This is a genomic window from Flavobacterium frigoris (assembly GCF_900111075.1).
GTDB lineage: Bacteria > Bacteroidota > Bacteroidia > Flavobacteriales > Flavobacteriaceae > Flavobacterium > Flavobacterium frigoris.
Genome location: NZ_FOFZ01000009.1, coordinates 25,200 through 45,555, shown reverse-complemented (window position 1 = coordinate 45,555; position 20,356 = coordinate 25,200). Strand labels below are relative to the sequence as shown.

Here is a 20,356-nt window from a genome sequence, read left to right as displayed (position 1 = left end):
ATTTACTCCTCCAAAGCCCCCATCAATTGTTCCATTCCAAAATTTAACAAAAAGTCACTATAATAACTATCAAATACATCCATGATGTACTCATCAATAGTTATATCTTGTTCAGTTCCGTTAGAATCTCTAGATATAGTATAATTCCTTCTCTTAGTTATCATATAAAGAAATAACGTGTGAAAATATACCGATGAAATATATTTTCGTTGCGCAGTTACAATTTGATCTTCATTTTTTAATTTGGAGCGATGACTTAAAAAAACATGACTATCTAAGTTGATAAAAATTTCTTCCAATTTATCACCTTCGGATGAAGGATACATAACCGTTTTTCGATTCATTGGTATTCCTCTTGCTTCTAGGGCAGCCCAGTCTTTTTCATATATTTTTTGAAGTTTTGGCAACCCAATCTGATCTAAATCTTCCTCTTCTTTTGGGACATCCTCTTTTGGTGCTTCTTTATCAGTAATTTTAATTAATATAATTTCTTCAAAGGTTTTTCCCGGAGCGGTTAAAGAAGCTTTTATTTCAATTTCGTCTCCAACCTTCATTTCTTCTGTTGGAGCCAATGTTATTTTAATTGTCCCTTTATTTGGACTACTTTTTGCAATGTTAAGTAGTGCAGATACTTCTGTCTGTTCTCCTGCTTGATCACCACCAGTCTTACTATCATGCTTAACTTTTAAAATAGAGAGTTGGAGCTCTCCAGGTTCGTCAGTTCTGTCAAAATAATCATTATCTACGTCACTATCAAACTTTATAATTCGTTCACCATTCTTGGGTAAACTTATTAAATTAATACCATCCTTTTTATTGAATAAATCAAATTTAGTTGGAAAGCGTTGGGGCAAAAAGGGCTTTTGCTCTTGTTTTGGATTTATTGAATTTGGTGTGCTCTTCTTTTCTTCTTTTTTTTCTTCTAACTTTAAAGTGTTCTGTAGTAATTTAAATAACTCACTATCTTTCGGTAGATTCTTAGCAAAAGATTTAATCAATTCGGACGTGTCTTCACTTTCTAATCCAATAGTTTCTTTTCTCCTTCTGTTTATTTCCTCCAACTGACTTTTTCGCAATTTTTTACCTAAATAATCACGTAAGGCATTTGCTTCTTCTCCATGTTTTAAACGATCACGAGAAGCCATAAATAATTCTTCTCTAAAATCAGGATTTATTTTGGTACAATCAACATGTATTAACAAATAATCTTTAAGTAAATTAAATTTTAACGTCCGTGTAATAAATTCTGAAGTATAACTACCATGTACTTGTCCATTGATAGAAAACATAACAGACATATTATTCCTAAAGAATCTACTTCTGATAATTTCTTTACTTTTCTTTAAATCATGTTTCTCCGTTTTAGGCTTAAAAACATAACAAGTAACTTTTGCTTTACCAAAAAGCTCATCGTCATATTCTTCAGAAAAATAAGTATCAATATATTCGCTTTGGGAATCTTCCAAACGTCTTTTTAATCCAAACAAGTCCAGTTCTAAAACTTTATTGTTTGGATAACGTTCTTTATTATCAACCGTTAACAAAGGTAATACAGGTTCAAAAAGGAACTCATTCAAACTCTGATTTAAATCTTGGGCAAAACCAGAATATCCGGTTGGAAATTGATATGAATACATCTTAATGATTGTACCCGTAGTAAAATTCCGTCCATTTAATTTTAAATTCAACTCAGTAATTGGAAAATTAGGTATTTCGTTATCTATTTTCAAAAACTCAAAATGACTCGATCTTCTATTTTCTCCAGATTCACTTATTTTTCTTTGTCGGATTAATGTAAAACCAAAATTACCAGTTCCATCAAATCTTTTAGAAGCTATAAGTTGGAATCGTTTTTTTCCGCAGAAGACCAAAGCTCCGCTTCCTCCCATGTTATACTTTCCTTGAACAAATTGAATGTTAATTTTATTACCTCTAACTAGTGAAAGGAATGTGTTTTCAAACTCATTAGGGTGTTGTCCTTCACCGTTATCATATATGATTACAGAAGTATTTTTGGGCGGACCATCTGCTAAAATTTGAATATCCTCAGACTGCTTTCTTCTATTTTGTTTTAAATCCCAGTTTTTATAATTTGGAAAGAAAAGCTTTATTGCTTCATCCATTGTTTGAGGTGCATCATTTGATGTAGGCAAAATTCCTTTTTCCAAGCATTTTTTAGTTAAAATAGCATCAATAGAGTTTGTTATTTTCTCTACTAAGGCAGCGATTGGACTAGATTGTTGGTTACGTACAATACCAAACATATTTTCATTTCCGCCAAGAGGTGCCCAGTTCTCATCAATAAATGCTTCTGGATATTTTTGAATTATTTCATCTACTTTCTCTTCGGTAGTACAAAAATATAACGCGTTAAAAAGCTCTTCATTAGTAATTTTAAACATGTTTCAAAGATGTTAAGTACGTTATAATTTGTTTTAATTTTTCAATTAGAAAAGTAACTTCTTTCTTAGTCGTATATTTGCTTAAGCTAAATCGAAGCGAAGAAAATGCATCTTCATTACTTAAGCCCATTGCTTTTAAAACGTAAGAGGGCTCAATCAATGCGGAAGTACATGCAGAGCCATTTGAGACACATATTGTATCAAGCCTATTTATCAGCACATCAGAATCGATGGAAGGAAAACAAATATTTGAAATGTTACATATTCTCTTTTCTATATCCCCATTAATGTAAGTACCATCAATTTTCAGCAATTCATTTTCCAACTCATTCCTCAATTCTTCTATCTGTTTAGAAGTTTCTACTTGAACTTTTGCAATTTCACAAGCTTTTGCAAGTCCTATAATTCCAGTAACATTTAAAGTCCCACTCCGAAGACCATCTTGATGTCCGCCACCATGAATCAAGGAATTAAAATTTTTAATTAATTGTTCTTTTAAAAACAAAGCGCCAATTCCTTTTGGACCATGAAATTTATGAGCAGAAAAAGCCATAAAATCAACATCTAGACTTAATACATCAACTTTAATTTTACCTATTGCTTGTGTAGCATCTGTAAACATTAAAGCTCCATGCTTATGAGCTAAATCAGTTATTTCTTTTATTGGTTGTATAACTCCAGTTTCATTGTTGACTAGCATTATACAAATCATTAATGTTTGTAGGCCAATAATTTTGTTCAATTCTTCAAGGTCAATTATACCACTTGATTTTACAGGTAAATAAACAATATCAATTCCTTGATTCTCTAAAAAAAGACAAGTATCTAAAACAGCAGAATGCTCCGTTGACACCGTTATTATTTGATTTCTTTTTGAATTTGTTTTTGTAATTCCTTTAAGAACCATGTTGATAGATTCCGTAGCACCGGAAGTAAATATAATTTCCTTTGTTTTAGAGTTGATTAAATCGGCTACTTTTTGTTTAGAAATTTCTATTTCTTTTTTAATATTGGAACCATATTTATGAGAACTTGAAGCATTCCCATAATAATCTTTAAAAAAAGGTAACATAGAATCTATTACCTCATCATCTACTTTAGTAGTGGAAGCATTATCAAAATACATTATATCACTAGAATTCATTCTTTAAATCAAAAATTAAAGTGTCAATATACTAAATTATCACTCAAAAAAAATTTAAATGAAAATTTAAATGAATTAAATCACCTATTTATTTTCATTCATATAATTACAAACAATCTTTTTTAACAATTTAAGAATTTTTAACAAAAAAAGACCATACTTATGCTTTCAGTCGCACTCACAAAGGTGGTTGGGCTATTACGAAGAGTCCTATTTTGTGTACCGCCATTACTATGCAACGTTTAAAACGAAGAGGCTACCAATCCTTAACAGATGTTTACCTCGAACTTAACCCATCTCTTTGCGAACCGTAGAATACGTGACCCGTACGTTCGGTGGTGTGAGAGGCGCAGTCCGTTCCGTTTGGGGCGGAGCCGTCTACTCGATTATAAGCAGTACATTATTTAAAATTCAAACTCACCATTTTTCAATCGACTTTAGCTGGAATACTTTTTAATTTATTATCAATTTCTACAATTTTTACATTCAAATCTTTTATCGTTAATATGTCAGGTTCATTTAAATTATTTTTTTTGATGACATAACAATCAAAATCAGAAAATTTACTTTTACGCCCAATTTCTCCACCCGATTCACCTTTTATCGAAAAACTTCCAAAACCAAAACCCATTCCAGCTTTACCTGACAAAGAAGCTTCTCCATTAAAACTAGAATCACCTTTATTAGACGTAATGACTACTTTATAATCCGTATCAAGACTTATCATTGTTTTATCATCATTGGCATAATTTGGTATTGACTTTATTATTTGATTAATTACTTGTTTACGCAATTCTAATATTTCTTTTGTTTCATCTTTATAATTTCCGAAACCTTTATATGCTTGATAAAGTGGTGAGTACATTATTCCAGAAATAATTATTAAAGAATTTTTACTTTTTGCTGCACCTTTTGCAGAGGTTTCAACTGCATTTCCGGAAACACCAATGTCAGAGCTTAAAGCAGCAGATAAATATCCTGAACAATCTAAACTATAAAGAAAATTTGATGCATCATATTCAAAATAAGTTTCAATATTAAAATTTTTAGAAGTAGGAGAATCAACAGCTGTTCCTGATTTTGTAATAGCTTTACTATTTTGAATGTATGTATATGTAAAGCTATTAGCAAGTATTTTACTTCCAAGCCCTGAAAGTTTAAACGCTGGATTATTCCCAATCCTGCTTTTAACTATATCTGGAATAAATCCCAATTTTTCGGGAGTATTGTTTGTTTTTTTTGAAGCAACGACTTTTTTAATGTTTTTTATCACTTTTTCATCACAATCACATTTAAAATTTTCGGGATCAAACAACTTTATCATTTCATCTTCTATAGTCACTTCGTCATATCCAAATGGGACTTCTAATTCCGAAGAATAATCTAAGATTGTACTTTTTAGAATTTGATAATCTTTGATTTGATAATCTTTAAAGTACAAATTATTATTTTTTTCAGTATTTGATTTTGGAATTGTTTGAGAGCTTGTTTTAACTGCAAAAACAAGAAATAGAATTAAAATAATTTTTTTCATAATTAAGAATTTTGAAATTAGACAATTGATATAACTACAATAAGTTAGCAAAAATTATATCATTTTTTAAAATGTTTAAAGTTTTAGTATTCGGGTTTATTAATATTATATTCTTTCTTCTGCTTTTGTATTGCTGGTAACTTGTATATAGGCGAAACAAACCTTTGTATACACCCCCTAATATTGGTAAATCAGCTAAGGTTTGTTTCGTTTTATCTATTCTCAAATATATTAATATTTATTTTTTCTCTGTAAAAACGTCTTTAATATTCATATTAAGTGCTTCACAGATTTTCAAAAGAGTAAAGAAGTGAAAATCTTCTTTGCCATTTTCGATATCACTAATCTTAGATCTGTCAAGTTTTACATCTTTATCAGCCAATTGTTGTTGAGTTAAACCTCTTTCTTTACGTTTGTCACGTATTGAATTTCCTATCTGTATGTATATCTCTTTGAAATTATTTTGCATTTTTTTTAAAATATTTTGTGGTTTTATTGCCACATTAAATAATTATGTTATATTTGTTCTAGCGAATTGACAATTAGCCCTTTTGGCATAATTAAAACGATGTTTTCTCGAACCGAAACGACCAATTTTACTATCGAGAGTATCGTGAAGTCGCTCCATGTCATAAAGTTTCTTACTTTTGCAAACGGCATGCGAGCGGTTCTCACGTAAGCTTTAGATAGTAACTTTTCAATTGAAAGATTTTAAAGATGGGTTTGGTCGCCCACGGTTCTAAAGTGTGAGGCCGCTCCTTGCTTTTTCTGCAAGCACTCTTCATACCCGAAATACATCGTTCCATAACCATAAACCTATAAATTATGAGAACGAATTTTTTATGTATTACTCGTAGCAAACCACCTTAATTAACTACTAATTAAAGGTTCCTTTTGTCGCCCTCAACTGAAACAATCAATGGGTTAGGCTAGGAAACGCAGAGAAGCACTCATACAAGAGCAACTTCTTCCATCAGTATAATTTATATACTGATGTGTGAAACCCTATCCTAATATATAAAATGAGATTTATTACAAACAACATTTCTATCGTTATATCTCACCGCAAACCTAAGCTGCTTTTGGCACTTAGATTTCAGCCTTTCTATTTTAAACTCGCACTTTAAAAGTATTGTCTTTATTTCTATTTTCCAAATGGTATGCTTAAGTTTTTAGAATATGTTTTGCGAGGGGGAGCAAAAGGAGTTTTTGAACCAAAATAAAAAATAGATATTCATCTAAAAAATATTGGTGGAATTCATGCTATTATACTTAAAATCAACTATAAAATTAACAAAACCATTTATGACTTTATAATCTATTAAACCTAAACACCTGCACCAAAAACCTTTTGAATAAAATGGACATAATTTAATTTGAGTTAGTTATCACAAGGTGCAGGTTATTTAGTAATCCTATAAAACCAAAAAAAACAGCTTGCTAATGATAGAATGGTAATAATGAATCAAAGAGATCAAAGAGAACCTATCCCCTGTCCTCGTACAGATTAGAGAGTCATAACAAAACATATGTTTAATCTAACCAACAACCAATATTATGAAATACTACAAACAAATACAAGCCGCTTTAATAGTGGCATTAATAGCACTTATATGCTTTTGGCTTTATGGTTGCAGCAGAATTTCCTAAACGAGTCGTCCAGACCTAATACGGATCTAAAAGGCTATTTTTAAAGATATTGGGTTCAATTAATAAACGGTGCAACTTATTGAGAAGCTACAGTAACTAATAACCTTTAACGCACAACCATCAAACTTTTAAAGCCTATGACTAAATAAAATTAACCTTAATGCCTTAGCGCCTTTGTGGCTCATCACATAAAAAAAGACCCTCTACCCCTGTCGTCAAACAAAATAGAGAGTCACAGTAAAACAAAACGCATGTTTCATCTAACCAATAACCAAAATTATGAAAAATAGTTCATTAATCAACGGGAGTAGGACAATAGTGTATTCCCTTATTTTAGGGTTGTACCTGTTCCTTACCCCTGTCCTAGCTTACAACGGCAGCAATTTTCTAAAACTCAACCTTCAAACCCATCAAGTAAGCGGCACCGTCACAGATTCTAATGGCCCATTACCAGGCGTAACGGTTACTATCAAAGGAACAAATACGGCTGTCATTACAGACTTTGATGGGAAATATCAAATAGCGGCTTCCCCTAGCGCTACGCTAGTCTATTCCTTTATGGGGTATAAGACGGTCTCTATGCCAATCAATGCGCTTAAAACGATTGATATCGTTTTGCAAGAAGATGCCACAACGCTTCAAGAAGTACGTATTAATGCGGGATACTATTCCGTCAAGGAAAGCGAACGTACCAGTAGTATTGCTAGAATTACAGCAAAAGACATAGAAAAACAGCCTGTAACTAATGTTCTGGCAGCTATGCAAGGTAGAATGGCTGGAGTTAGTATCACGCAAAATACTGGAGTATCTGGCGGTAGTTTTGACATCCAGATAAGAGGACAAAACAGTTTGCGCGCTGATGGAAACAAGCCTCTTTACATCATTGACGGTGTTCCTTATGCTTCAGAAGCGCTAGGTTCTGATTTAACTGGTACCGTCCTGCCTGGCGGAATCAGTCCACTAAACAGCATCAATCCCGGAGATATCGAAAGTATTGAAGTCCTTAAAGATGCTGATGCAACAGCCATTTATGGATCCCGTGGCGCTAATGGTGTGGTACTCGTAACTACTAAAAAAGGCAAAGAAGGCAAAACAAAATTCACTACGAATGTTTCTACTGGTTTTGGGAAAGTCACCCGACTGATGGATTTGATGAATACCCCACAATACTTGCAAATGCGAAAAGAAGCATTTGTTAATGATGGTATACCCTATGGTTATTCTGATTATGATGTTAACGGTACTTGGGATCAAAAACGATATACAGACTGGCAAAAGACATTTATCGGAGGAACTGCTGAGTTTACTGATTTGCAATCATCCGTCTCAGGCGGATCGTCACAAACGCAATTCATCATCAATGGAAACTTTCACAAAGAAACAACCGTTTTTCCTGGTGATTCTAATTATAAAAAAGGAAATATACACTCTCAACTGAGTCACGAATCAGAAAATAAAAAATTTAGACTCACTTTTTCGATGGGTTATACCGCACAGGAAAACAACCAACCAGGGATTGATATCACGCAACAAGCCATTCTTCTTCCACCTAATGCACCAGCTTTGTATGATGCGCAGGGAAATTTAAACTGGGAAAACAGTACCTGGAATAATCCTCTTGCTAACCTAAATGGAAAATATATATCCCGCACCAATGACTTACTTGTCAATAGCTTGTTGTCTTACAACATCCTCCCCCACTTAATTGCTGAAACAAGTATTGGTTTTACAGATACTCGTTTTGATGATAGCCGTACACAACCTTCTACTTTGTATGATCCTGCCTATGAAGTAGGAAGTGAATATTCATCTATTTATGTCAATACCACGAACAGAAAATCATGGATCATCGAGCCCCAAATATCATGGACAAAAGAATTTGGCAAAGGAAAAACAGAAGTGCTATTGGGAAGTACTTTCCAACAGCAGAAAACCCTTCAACTAGTGCAAGAGGCAAACGGATTTAGTAGTAATAGTCTGCTTTATAATCTTTCCTCCGCCTTTAATGTATATGATCTTTTGCATGAGGAATCCGTTTACAAATACCAAGCGTTCTTTGGGCGGGTTAACTTCTCTTGGGCGAACCAATATATCCTCAATTTTACTGCTAGAAGGGACGGTTCAAGTAGATTTGGTGCACAGAAACAGTTTTCCACCTTTGGAGCGATTGGAAGTGCCTGGTTGTTTTCCAATGCCAATTTTATAAAATATAATCTTCCTTTTTTAAGTTTTGGAAAACTTAGGGCTAGTTATGGTACTACAGGAAATGACCAAATTGGGGATTATCAATTTTTAGATACTTACGGCTCTTCTGGAAACAATTATGGGGGAGTTGTGGGACTGGAACCAACACGCTTGTTTAATCCCAATTTTGGATGGGAGACCAATAAAAAATTGGAATTCGCATTAGAAACCGGTTTTATACAAGACCGAATTTTTTTAACAGCAGGCTGGTATAACAATCAATCTTCAAATCAATTAGTGGGAATTCCACTCCCTGCCACAACTGGGTTTAATTCCTTACAAGCAAACTTAGACGCAACAGTACAAAACAGAGGAATCGAGTTAACATTACGTACCATTAATTTTCAAAAACAGTCCTTTAACTGGATCAGCAGTTTTAATTTGACAATCTCGCGTAATAAACTGTTGTCTTTTCCCAATCTTAAAGGGTCAACATATGAGAATCAGTTCGTAATTGGTCAACCTTTAAATATTAAGAAAGTGTACCATTATACGGGTATTGATCCGGCAACGGGTATCTATCAATTTGAGGATTTCAATAACGATGGGGTACTTACGGCGGCAGAGGACAAACGGTCCATCCGTGATTTGAATCCAAAATATTTTGGAGGATTTCAAAATACAATTACCTATAAAAACTGGCAATTGGATTTTTTGTTTCAGGGGGTAAAGCAACTAAATTATAGTGGATCTTATACTACGGGAATTCCAGGAACAATGACAAATCAGCCAGCAACAGTTGTTGATCGTTGGCAAAATTCAGGAGACAGTGCGCTTTATCAACAATATACTACAGGAGTAAATGGTGAAGCAGTTTCCGCATTTTACAATTTTTACTCCAGTGACGCCATGATTGTGGACGCATCCTATATTCGTCTCAAAAATTTGTCCTTATCCTATACTGTTCCGCAACAATGGCTCAAAGGTATCAATTGCCGATTCGTATTTCAAGGTCAAAACTTGCTTACCATTACCTCGTATCGCGGAGCAGATCCCGAGTCCAGATTTAGTTCAAGTCTCCCGCCTTTAAAAGTATTTACGACGGGAATCCAGCTTACTTTTTAACCCTTTAATTTCAAACATTATGAAACAAATATCATTTTTCCGATTTATCCAGCAAGGTAAATCTGGAATAGTAACCAATAGATTGCTTATCCCATTCCTTGCATTTAGTCTGCTTCTGAATAGCTGTGATAATTTTGTCGATGTGGATCTCCCAACATCGCAACTTACGGCAAGCGCCGTTTTTCAGGACAAGGCTACAGCCAATGCGGCTATGGTGAGTATTTATGCCAAAATGAGAGACACGGGCATTTTAAGCGGGAATGTTTCAGGACTATCCAATGAACTTGGGAACTATGCAGATGAACTTGATTATTACGGCGGTATTTCTGGAACGACCCGAAATTTTTACAACAACAGCATCCTTGCTTCTAATACCGAAATTTTTAGTTGGTGGAGCAGCAGCTACAGCCAAATTTATGCTGCGAATGCAATTATCGAAGGGGTTAGCGCCTCTTCTATATTGGCTAAAGTGGACAAAGACCAACTTACTGGCGAAGCATTATTTGTAAGATCCTTACTTACTTTTTATCTTCTAAATCTATACGGTGACGTGCCCTACATTACGACAACCAATTATCAGTTAAATAAAGTGGCACACAGAATGCCCTCTTCGGAGCTGTATTCCCATATTATCAGTGATTTACAACTTTCTGCTTCATTGCTATCGGACAACTATATTTCTAGCGATCGGGTACGTCCTAATAAGTCTGTGGCCATGGCACTATTAGCAAGGGTCTATCTTTATAATAGTTCATGGGCAGAAGCAGCCGATACCGCTTCGTACCTCATCAATAATACCGGAGTATATCCTTGGGAAAATAATCTGGAGGCCATCTTCTTAAAAGAAAGTAGTACCACTATTTGGCAATTTATGCCTCGTACCGATGGGCAAAATACGCAGGAAGGAGAAACTTTCATCTTTACCTCAGGACCACCACCCACTGTTGCTTTGAGTGATCAACTCCTAAATGATTTTGAAATTGGGGATCAACGGAAGATTCATTGGGTAAAAACAATAACAGACGGAAGTGATAGCTGGTCTCATGTCAATAAGTATCGTCAAAAATCAAATACTTTGGGAGCAATGGAATACTCTGTCGTATTTCGTTTAGCAGAGCAATACTTGATTCGTGGTGAAGCACGAGCGCAGCAAGGGGATCTTATTGGAGCGAAAGAAGATTTGAACAAAATTAGAAATACTGCAGGCCTAGCGAACACTACAGCTTTGAGTAAATCAGATATTCTTACTGCTTTATTGCAGGAGAGAAAGGTGGAACTTTTTACTGAAATGGGGCATCGCTTTTTTGACCTTAAAAGAACAAACCAACTCGATGCAGCATTAACAGTCGTAAAACCTGGTTGGAATACTACGGATAGGTTGTTCCCCTTACCTGAATCAGAGATTTCATTAAATCCCAATCTGAATCCACAAAATAATGGGTACTAAAAATAGTGCCTTAGCAGTAAAGACATGAAAAATAAAAAAAACAGAACCTCTTTGGTAAGCAAAAGGATATTGGTATACCTAAGTATAATGGCTTCTCTACTAATCTCGTTGAACGGTTTTAGCCAAAATAAGGATAAAAAAGAGCTGACAGCTAATGATTACCATTTGTGGAGTTCCCTTAGAGCTGGGCAACTGTCTGAAAGTGGAAAATGGATGAGCTTTGCTCTCTACTACGATAGTGGAAATGATACCTTGTTTGTCAAAAGCACTATTGCCACTACCCTTTATAATTTTCCTGGGGCAAGTAAAGGGGCATTTATTGGTGACAAATGGTTTTCTGCAATGTCCCGCAAGGGGGAGCTTCTAATTACCGATTTATCAACTACAAAACAACAGACTGTTGAGCAGGTAGTCAGCTACGATTTGAGAGTGGGTACCACAGATATCATCTTTATGAAAAAGAAGTCTGATGAAAAAAAACAGCTCGAGATAAAAAACGTAGAAAGCGGCAATTCTCTTGTTTTAAATAATGTTGAAAATTATTGGTACAACTCAAAAGCAGATGCGGTAGCCTATACCACAAAATCTGAAAAAAGTACTACCCTCTCTCTGCTGAATTTAAGCGATAAAACGACCACTTTAATAGCTAGTACGACGGAAGGATTTGACTATTCGGATACGGTATGGCAACATAGCGGAAATTCCATAGCTTTTTTACAGCAGCCTCTGGATGATGAGAAAAAGACAGCCCGTACTTCAGTAGGATACTATAGTATAGACGGACATAAATTGTATACTTTTAATCCAGCACAGCACGATGATTTTCCGACTGATATGGAAGTTATCTCGTCCTCTTTTGAAAAACTTAGCATTTCTGATGATGGCAGCCGTATATTCTTTGGAATGGAAAAAACGACAGCTCCTATTGACCCTTTGCAAACGCAAATTTGGAATGCAGATGACAAATTTCTTTATCCTGTCAAAGTAAACAATGATAATTGGAATAAAATAGCCAAAGTGGCTGTATGGTGGCCTCAGCAGAACCGCTTTAGCCCCATTACTGATAATGAATTTCCTAAAATGATGTTAAGTGGAGACCAGAAATATGCTTTTATCTACAACCCAGCTACGTATGAACCACAAGAAAACCGTGATGCTCCCTTGGATATTTATATTTTGAATCTGGAAACAGGAGAGCGAAAATTAGTATTGCAAAACCAATCAACAGGTGGAGGGACTTCGATTTCTATTTTCGAAAAACATATTGCCTATTTTAAAAATAAGGATTGGTGGATTTATGATATAACTCGTGGATTACATAGAAATCTTACCAAGGAACTTGGTGTGTTTTTCTCAGATAACGAATCAGACTGGCCCGAAGAGGCATCTCCTTTTGGTAACCCAGCATGGATACAAGCAGATAATACACTTCTTGTATATGATAAGTATGACATTTGGAGTATTGCACTCGATGGATCAAGTGCCCGTAGACTGACCAAAGGTCGAGAAAACAAAACTACTTATAGAATCGCACCTCAATCACCACAGCTTTATGACAAAATGAATTACGATGGTGGGTATAAAATTATGTACCAACCCTCTGAAAGATTAGTGCTAAAAACCGAAGCATTGGAACATAAGGGCTATTGTTTTTGGGATAAAAAAAATGGAGTACAACCTTTATTGGATAAAAAAATGCATACCAGCCGACTCCTAGCTGGTCAAAATAATGACTGTTATGTGTATCAAGAAGAAAACTATAATTTCCCTCCGAGATTACTTTTTAAACAGAACTCAAATTCAAAAGAGAAAGTACTCTTTCAAAGCAATCCACAGCATTTTAAATATAATTGGGGACGGTCTAAGCTCATTAGCTATACCAATTCTAAAGGTACTATTCTGAATGGTGTATTATTTTATCCTGCCAATTATAATTCCCAAATCAAATATCCCATGATTGTACATCTATACGAAAAGCAATCGAAAGAATTGTATAAATATGTAAACCCATCCCAGAACAACCCGACAGGATTTAATATTAGCAATTTTACATCAAATGGATATTTTGTTTTTTTACCTGATATTGTTTATGAAATTGAAAATCCAGGACCTTCAGCAGTAGATTGTGTCGTATCAGCTACTAAAAAAGTCATTGATAGTGAATCTATTGACAGATCCCGAATAGGTCTCACTGGTCATTCCTATGGAGGATATGAAACGGATTATATAATTACCCAAACTGATATGTTTGCAGCAGCGGTGGCTGGGGCCGCTATTACTGATTTTGTTAATGGTTATCTTTGGGTTGTCCCAGGATATGGAATACCTAATTTCTACCATTATGAGTTTGGACAACTAAGAATAGGTAAATCTTTATATGAGGATTACCCCGCATATTTAAGAAACTCCCCACTTTATCATGCAGATAAAGTAAATACACCACTATTGTCTTGGGCAGGTGATCAAGACGGCCAGGTAGATCATAATCAAACTATAGAATTTTATCTGGCACTGAGACGCCTTGGTAAAATAAATACCATGTTACTCTATCCCAGAGCAAATCATGTTTTAATGGAAAAAAAACATCAAGAAGACTTAACCCAACGAATTGAACAGTGGTTCGATTATTATTTAAAAGGAAATAAAAAACCTGAATGGTTATAAAAAACAATGCAGTTCCTTTGCTGGAACTGCATTGCCCTTTTCTACTAACAATAAACACTAGGGTCTATAAACCGTTACTGTACATTGATTTGCCGAATTTTTAGCAAACAATGGCGTAGCCCCTGGTACTAATCCTACGGTACAAATGTTTCCATTGTTAATAGTTGAACACATATCACGTTGTTCACATGACGTTCCTTGTGGATTAAGTTTAACATAACCTTGAACTGTTGCTACTGTTTTAGAACGCACATTCATGGCATTGGTTGTAAATGCCCCTGCTACCGCAAGAGCAAATACGGCAACAGGAATAACCTGTTTGATAAAATTTGCTTTCATAATTAATAAAATTAAAATTATTTTTGATCTACTCTTTGACAGGTTTTCGATCGTTCCCCCGACACTGGCCAGTATATTTTAAAGACATTATTCTTTTCTACTTGTGATCGTCATTTACATTAGTTGATAGTAATCCTTTGTTTAACTTATATTGAACTAAATGACTTCCTATAAATCCATAAAAATTGTCATCCAGCACAAAAAAGTTCTTCAACTTTTCATTTTTACTATCATAGATGTAAAAGCTCCCTACATAGGTATTCGTGTTTAGATTGTACACATCAATGATAGTTGCTTCCTCCCACATTTCTAGAGGTTCATATTGTCCAATTAATGCTGAATTGACAAACAGTAAATTGTTAGAAACCGCACTAGACTTATTAACCAATAAAGGGGGCGCTGCAAGTTTGCGCTCTTTTCTACTTGTCACATCAACAACTTTAATCTGAGCCTTACTAATAGTGTCTATTGTCTTACCTCGATAGTTAAGACTCAGTTTCTGATCTGCAACAATGAATTGGTTGCGATACAAATAGATATAAACTAACCGATTAAGGGCTTTGTCAAAATGAAGATAGCCGTCTACATCAAAAATACCATCAATCTGTTTCTGTAAAAGATTTGCATTAAAATGTGTTTTAGGAGCACTTCCAAAATATAAGGTTCCAAGAATACTTTCGCCTTTTATATTGTAATTGGATCGAAATACTAAATTAAGGGAATCAATAAGCTGGTAATGAGAAAAAGTAGTTGCTCCGTTCCATAATAAATTAGCATTCCAATCGGCTATTTTCCCTTTAAAGATTACTGGTACAGTTCCATCAATAAGATAAAAATTTGGAGGTAGAATGCGAACTTGAACAGATTGAAATTTAAAATCAGTTCGATTAGGATGAATCTTAAATTCATTCCTTTTAAGTAAAGACCTATCCATCGTGGTCACTAGAAGAGGAGCTGTATAATTTCCCAAATATATTTTGCCCTCACCAGCCCCTGCAAAATAATAAGAATTAAAATCGAGATCAATTTCTCCAACTTTTGTAGCATCAGCTGGGAAACGACGAACAAAATTATTTCGATGATGCATAATATCTTCTGATACAATAAAAAATAAGACCACGATACCGGTACTTAAAACTGCCGTGCTAATCAGTGAGAGATAAATCGCATATGGCTTTGCACTAATTTGGGATATTTTTTCTTTGGAAAGAATACAGATTCCTACAACGGATAAAGCGACAAAGAAAACATTAAATATTAAGTGAGTTGACCAACCCATTTTTTCAAGAATTCCTCCGCATGAACAAGGTACAAAAGAACTAAAATTTAAAATAACTACTATATAAGTGGTAAACATAATCATAAGACTAAAGGCAGCAAAAAGACCTATGATTCTCCATCTATTAAAAATAATCAGTAGAGAAATAAGTAATTCCAAAACAGGAACAGTCCATGCCACCCAACCTGCAAAACTACTTATTAAGGGAGACTGTCCCAGTTGCACTTCGAAGTTCTCGAAATCCAGCAATTTGCTAACTGCTGCATAGACAAATAGAAGAACAAATAGCAGGCAAATTGTCTCTAGAACTATACTCTTAATTGGTTCATTAAATTTCATGTTTTCTGTAGTTTTAGTTTAAACCATTGCATTTATGAAATAGTATAATTCAATCCTTTGCAATTAGAACGAAAACAAAATTACAACACGCTATTTAATAGGCTGTTATCGAAAACGTGCCAACATTTTTCAAAAACAGGCTTTTTTTAGTTAAATTTTTAAAATGTTGGTAATAATCAGAAATTAGTCAATTAAAAAAGTCACAATTTACCGTTTTATTTCTTCTTCTTGTACTTTAGGCATTAAGCCAATTAAAAACTTTTCAAGACATGTACTACTAAAAATTACTTATCCTTATCTTAATTTCTACTTTTCATAAGAAAGCCAAACATTTTAAATGAATATATAATGGTAATGAGACGCAAAGTAAATTTCTTGATTTACATTGAGGATCCACGAATTACTCAACACAAGTTTTCCAAGTAATTAGGGAAACAAAATATTTATTTTGCATCGATCTCAACTAGCAATAAACACCAATAAAGATGAACTATATAACTATCTTTACACTATGAATTTATATTTGTACTAAATTAAATACGGTCAAATCTTTAGTAATCATTTGTTATTTCAGTATAACGAAAGAAAAATAGGATTTTTTTGATTCTTAGGTCATATTCGAGTAAAATTGAACTGATACTTGCTGCAACGAAGGTCACGGGTAGTCAGGTTGTTGAAGTAGCTGTAATGGCACATGTCCTTTCCACCCGTTCGGGCATGTACAGTAAGCTTACGTTTCCATTCTTTGAAGGGAGATCAGTCACACAACAATAAAGCAAGCATCATTCAATTTTTTTTTAAATAACAGGATTTAAAACTAGACTACTTTTAGGCAAATCTATTTATTTTTAGCCACGTAAGCTGCATTTGTGAATTCGTTCTTTTTCAGTAGACAGACCTCTTTTTTCAACAGTTTAGTATTTCATTCTTAAGAATAATTGTTGCTGCAAATTTTGATATAGTGACAATTCCTAAATACTTCCGATTTTAAACAATGTGTTAAAATATGACACCACAAACGCAATTGAAAATACATCTTTTCTAAAAACGAATAAAGTTTTCCTTTTAACTATTATAGTAATTGCTTCTATCATCATTTTTATAAGTGTTTGATTATTAGATGTGTGAATTTTACAAAATTTACTAAAAATTGTATAAATAATAATTCTAATTTATCTTTAACTTTGATATCAACATTTTAAATCATGCGTCTTGAAGGATGCAAACGCAAAAAAAGATAGTAAAAAAACTACAAGGTAAAAATTGAGAGTAGTTGAGAATTTAAGTGATCCTACTTATAATTCGATCAATTTCGATGCTGTCGGAGAAGCGGATGATCAATAAAGAATCGTAGCTTATTTGAAGTTTCAATTAGATCAAATTATTTTGCAATTCGGCTAGCTGGCGCAAACCCTTATTAAGAGTGCTTACGATTATTCCTAATTAAGGGTTTTTTACTTTATTGCGACTTATTAGATTTTAGTTTGTTTTGCTGTACTTAATTTAAAAAAAAAGTAATAAAGATGAAAACGTTACCGATTAAATCAAAAATAGTGTTTGTTTCTACTTTTCCACCTACACAGTGCGGCATTGCTACTTTTACTGAAGATACTATTAATGCAATTAATAAGACGTATGGTAAAAGCATTAGCTGTGAAATTTGTGAAGTAACATTTAAAGAGCGAGTTAGCTCGAATTCTTCATATCATCTGCCATCAAATGAAAAGGAAGCTTATAGTAGAGTAGCAAGACAAATTAATAAAGATTCTGCTGTAGAACTAGTACATATCCAGCACGAATTTGGATTGTTTGGGGGTCAATATGGTAGCTATCTAGTAAGTTTTTTAGATGAAATTATAAAACCAATTGCTTATACTTTTCATAGCGTAATTCCTAATCCAGATGAAGAATTAAGAGCAATAGTACGACTACTATGTAGCTATTCTCGAGTTATTTTTGTAATGACTAAAAAGTCAAAAGAAATACTTATGAAAGAATATGGTATAGATGAGAAGCATCTCGCTTTAGTTCCTCATGGAACGCATTTAGTGAATTATGAGAATACAGATAGAGTAAAGAAAAAACTTCATTTAGAAAATAGATTAATACTTTCAACATTTGGGTTGTTAGGAGAAGGGAAAAGTATTGAGACTGGAATTATGGCACTTCCAAAGATAATAGAAAAATTTCCCAATGTTTTGTACTTAATTCTCGGGAAAACGCATCCGAATACAATTGTGAACGATGTAGATTTATATAGGAATTCATTAGAAGCTCTTGTAAGAGACTTAAATTTAGAAAATAATGTACGTTTTGTTAATGAATATTTAGAGGTAAATCAACTTTTAGATTACCTGAAGGCAACCGATGTATATTTGTTCACATCCAAAGACCCAAATCAAGCGGTAAGTGGTACGTTTTCATATGCAATGAGTTGTTCTTGCCCTATTGTGGCAAGCAAGATTCCGCATACACTAGAAAGTTTAACATCTGATATTGGTATCCTAGCGGATATTCAAAATGTACAAGAATTTGAAAGTGCTACTTTAAAATTATTAGGAGATTCTAATTTAAGAGCTTATATGGCTTTGAATGCCTATGCAAAAACGACTCAGACATCTTGGGAGAATACTGCAATTAAGCACTTAAAAGCGTATCAAAGGATTACAAAAGGGTTACATCAAATTAAGATTACTTATCCAGAAATAAAGATGGACCATCAAAAAGCCATGACTACTTCTATTGGGATGATTCAATTTTGCAAAGTTTCTGAGCCAGACTTAGATTCAGGTTATACTTTAGACGACAATGCTCGCGCTTTAATATCGATGTGTAAACACTATCAATTAACTGGAGATCAATCTGATGTTTCTTATATAAAAACCTATACGAACTTTATAGAAAGATGCCAAATGCCAAATGGAAGTTTTATCAATTATGTGAATCAATACAACCAAATTGAGCCCAGAAATGGTAATGAAAATCTAGAGGATTCTAACGGTCGTGCTATTTGGGCTTTAGGTTACTTATTAACTTTGAGTCATACAGCACTGCCTGCATCACTCATTTATAAAGCAAATTTATGTATAAATAATGCTTTATTTTGTGCCGAAAATTTAAACTCGCCTAGAGCGGTTGGTTTTACAATTAAAGGATTATATTATCTGCATATCGTCATACCTTCATCACAAGTTGCGCGGATGATTGATAATTTGTCGCATAAATTGAAAGTAGTTTATAGCACCTCTTATTCCTCAAAGTGGAATTGGTTTGAAAATAAACTAACCTATGCAAATAGTGTACTTCCAGAAGCGTTATTATTATCATTTTTAGTGACAGCTAATGAAAGCACAAAAAAAATTGCGATAGAATCTATGGATTTTTTAATTTCAAAAATGTTTGTTGAGGATCAATTCAAAATTATTAGTAATAAAGGCTGGCATGAAAAGGGAACGATTCCTTATCAATATGGAGAACAACCGATTGAAGCCTGTTATATGATGCATACTTTAGATTTATTTTACAGAGCATTTGAAGATCCTATCTATAAAACGCAAATGAAACAGGCCTTTGACTGGTTTTTAGGAAATAATCATTTAGGTCACATTATGTATAACCCTATCACAGGAGGTTGTTATGACGGCTTAGAAAAAGCAAATGTTAACTTAAATCAGGGCGCAGAATCAACTGTTTGTTTTTTATCTGCTCAGCTATTGATACAGTCTTACATTTCCAGCGAAAAATTAATTAACGTATCGAGAAACATAAAGAAAACCAGCTTAAAGAAAAAATTTGTGTTTTTAAATGGGAATAATGTACAAATACGAGAGGGAGACTTCCCTCAAAAAAACTAGAGGTTTACATTAGAAGGGCATGAAATTCGACTTGTTTAGATCAAAGATCGTGATGTGAATTTAAGTACAATTTTATAGCTAATGCCTATCGTATATTTTCAAATTTTTAAACGCCGATTTTAATAAAAGTATTTGATTTAAAATATATTGCGATAGGCGTGTATATACTATGTCATGATCTATTTTATATAGTTTGAACTTAGTTTTAAGGAAACTTTAGACTCTCGGCAGCACTTGCTAGCTCCATTCTCTATTTAACCAAGAAGCTAAGATTTACAATTATTTTCGATTGTAATTCAAAATTTAAAGGAGGTTCAACCAAGCAGAAGTCAAAAAAACTATTATACTAAAAATCAATTTAAAATTTAGAATGATGGAAAAGAAGGTTAAAGAAA

The 20,356-nt window shown here is 33.8% G+C and carries 10 protein-coding genes; 4 read left to right on the top strand and 6 right to left on the bottom strand.

The window, feature by feature from the left end:
• Positions 1-2 precede the first annotated feature (2 nt).
• From BMW63_RS12335 to BMW63_RS12315, 4 genes are all read right to left on the bottom strand, one after another.
• The gene (locus BMW63_RS12335; RefSeq protein ID WP_074723780.1) at positions 3-2,402 is read right to left on the bottom strand and encodes an ATP-binding protein; all 2,400 of its coding nucleotides are present in this window, start codon (positions 2,400-2,402) and stop codon (positions 3-5) included.
• The gene (locus tag BMW63_RS12330; RefSeq protein WP_074723779.1) at positions 2,395-3,546 is read right to left on the bottom strand and encodes a cysteine desulfurase family protein; all 1,152 of its coding nucleotides are present in this window, start codon (positions 3,544-3,546) and stop codon (positions 2,395-2,397) included. Before BMW63_RS12330 ends, BMW63_RS12335 begins: the two co-directional genes overlap by 8 nt.
• Positions 3,547-3,973: 427 nt before the next feature.
• Positions 3,974-5,080 carry a hypothetical protein gene (locus BMW63_RS12325; RefSeq protein ID WP_074723778.1) on the bottom strand — a complete coding sequence of 369 codons (1,107 nt, stop codon included), beginning with the start codon at positions 5,078-5,080 and terminating at the stop codon, positions 3,974-3,976.
• Positions 5,081-5,318: 238 nt separating this feature from the next.
• Positions 5,319-5,582, bottom strand: coding sequence for a helix-turn-helix transcriptional regulator (locus BMW63_RS12315; RefSeq protein ID WP_245744955.1), 264 nt, complete (start codon positions 5,580-5,582; stop codon positions 5,319-5,321).
• Positions 5,583-7,009: 1,427 nt separating this feature from the next.
• Here BMW63_RS12315 and BMW63_RS12310 point away from each other — a divergent pair.
• The 3 genes from BMW63_RS12310 to BMW63_RS12300 are packed head-to-tail and all read left to right on the top strand — an operon-like array spanning position 7,010 to position 14,150.
• Positions 7,010-10,039, top strand: a complete 3,030-nt coding sequence (locus BMW63_RS12310; protein WP_074723775.1) for a SusC/RagA family TonB-linked outer membrane protein — start codon at positions 7,010-7,012, stop codon at positions 10,037-10,039.
• A gap of 19 nt (positions 10,040-10,058) precedes the next feature.
• On the top strand, positions 10,059-11,486 hold the full coding sequence (locus BMW63_RS12305; RefSeq protein ID WP_074723774.1) for a RagB/SusD family nutrient uptake outer membrane protein: 1,428 nt from the start codon (positions 10,059-10,061) through the stop codon (positions 11,484-11,486).
• 24 nt (positions 11,487-11,510) lie between these two features.
• Positions 11,511-14,150, top strand: coding sequence for a S9 family peptidase (locus tag BMW63_RS12300; RefSeq protein WP_083380479.1), 2,640 nt, complete (start codon positions 11,511-11,513; stop codon positions 14,148-14,150).
• A 57-nt stretch (positions 14,151-14,207) separates the two neighbouring features.
• Here BMW63_RS12300 and BMW63_RS12295 read toward each other — a convergent pair whose 3' ends face one another.
• Positions 14,208-14,489, bottom strand: a complete 282-nt coding sequence (locus BMW63_RS12295) for a DUF6520 family protein (RefSeq protein WP_074723772.1) — start codon at positions 14,487-14,489, stop codon at positions 14,208-14,210.
• A 97-nt stretch (positions 14,490-14,586) separates the two neighbouring features.
• Positions 14,587-16,107 (bottom strand): MauE/DoxX family redox-associated membrane protein, encoded by a 1,521-nt coding sequence (locus BMW63_RS12290; protein WP_074723771.1) that lies wholly within the window; start codon positions 16,105-16,107, stop codon positions 14,587-14,589.
• A gap of 1,523 nt (positions 16,108-17,630) precedes the next feature.
• Here BMW63_RS12290 and BMW63_RS12285 point away from each other — a divergent pair.
• A complete protein-coding gene (locus tag BMW63_RS12285) occupies positions 17,631-19,961 on the top strand; it encodes a glycosyltransferase (RefSeq protein WP_074723770.1) in 2,331 nt (776 codons plus the stop codon).
• The last annotated feature ends 395 nt before the right edge of the window (positions 19,962-20,356 follow it).

Bases quoted from the DNA above. Each gene is read 5' to 3' on its own strand.
- BMW63_RS12335 (WP_074723780.1), bottom strand. From the start codon at position 2,402: ATGTTTAAAATTACTAATGAAGAGCTTTTTAACGCGTTATATTTTTGT.
- BMW63_RS12330 (WP_074723779.1), bottom strand. From the start codon at position 3,546: ATGAATTCTAGTGATATAATGTATTTTGATAATGCTTCCACTACTAAA.
- BMW63_RS12325 (WP_074723778.1), bottom strand. From the start codon at position 5,080: ATGAAAAAAATTATTTTAATTCTATTTCTTGTTTTTGCAGTTAAAACA.
- BMW63_RS12310 (WP_074723775.1), top strand. From the start codon at position 7,010: ATGAAAAATAGTTCATTAATCAACGGGAGTAGGACAATAGTGTATTCC.
- BMW63_RS12305 (WP_074723774.1), top strand. From the start codon at position 10,059: ATGAAACAAATATCATTTTTCCGATTTATCCAGCAAGGTAAATCTGGA.
- BMW63_RS12300 (WP_083380479.1), top strand. From the start codon at position 11,511: ATGAAAAATAAAAAAAACAGAACCTCTTTGGTAAGCAAAAGGATATTG.
- BMW63_RS12295 (WP_074723772.1), bottom strand. From the start codon at position 14,489: ATGAAAGCAAATTTTATCAAACAGGTTATTCCTGTTGCCGTATTTGCT.
- BMW63_RS12290 (WP_074723771.1), bottom strand. From the start codon at position 16,107: ATGAAATTTAATGAACCAATTAAGAGTATAGTTCTAGAGACAATTTGC.
- BMW63_RS12285 (WP_074723770.1), top strand. From the start codon at position 17,631: ATGAAAACGTTACCGATTAAATCAAAAATAGTGTTTGTTTCTACTTTT.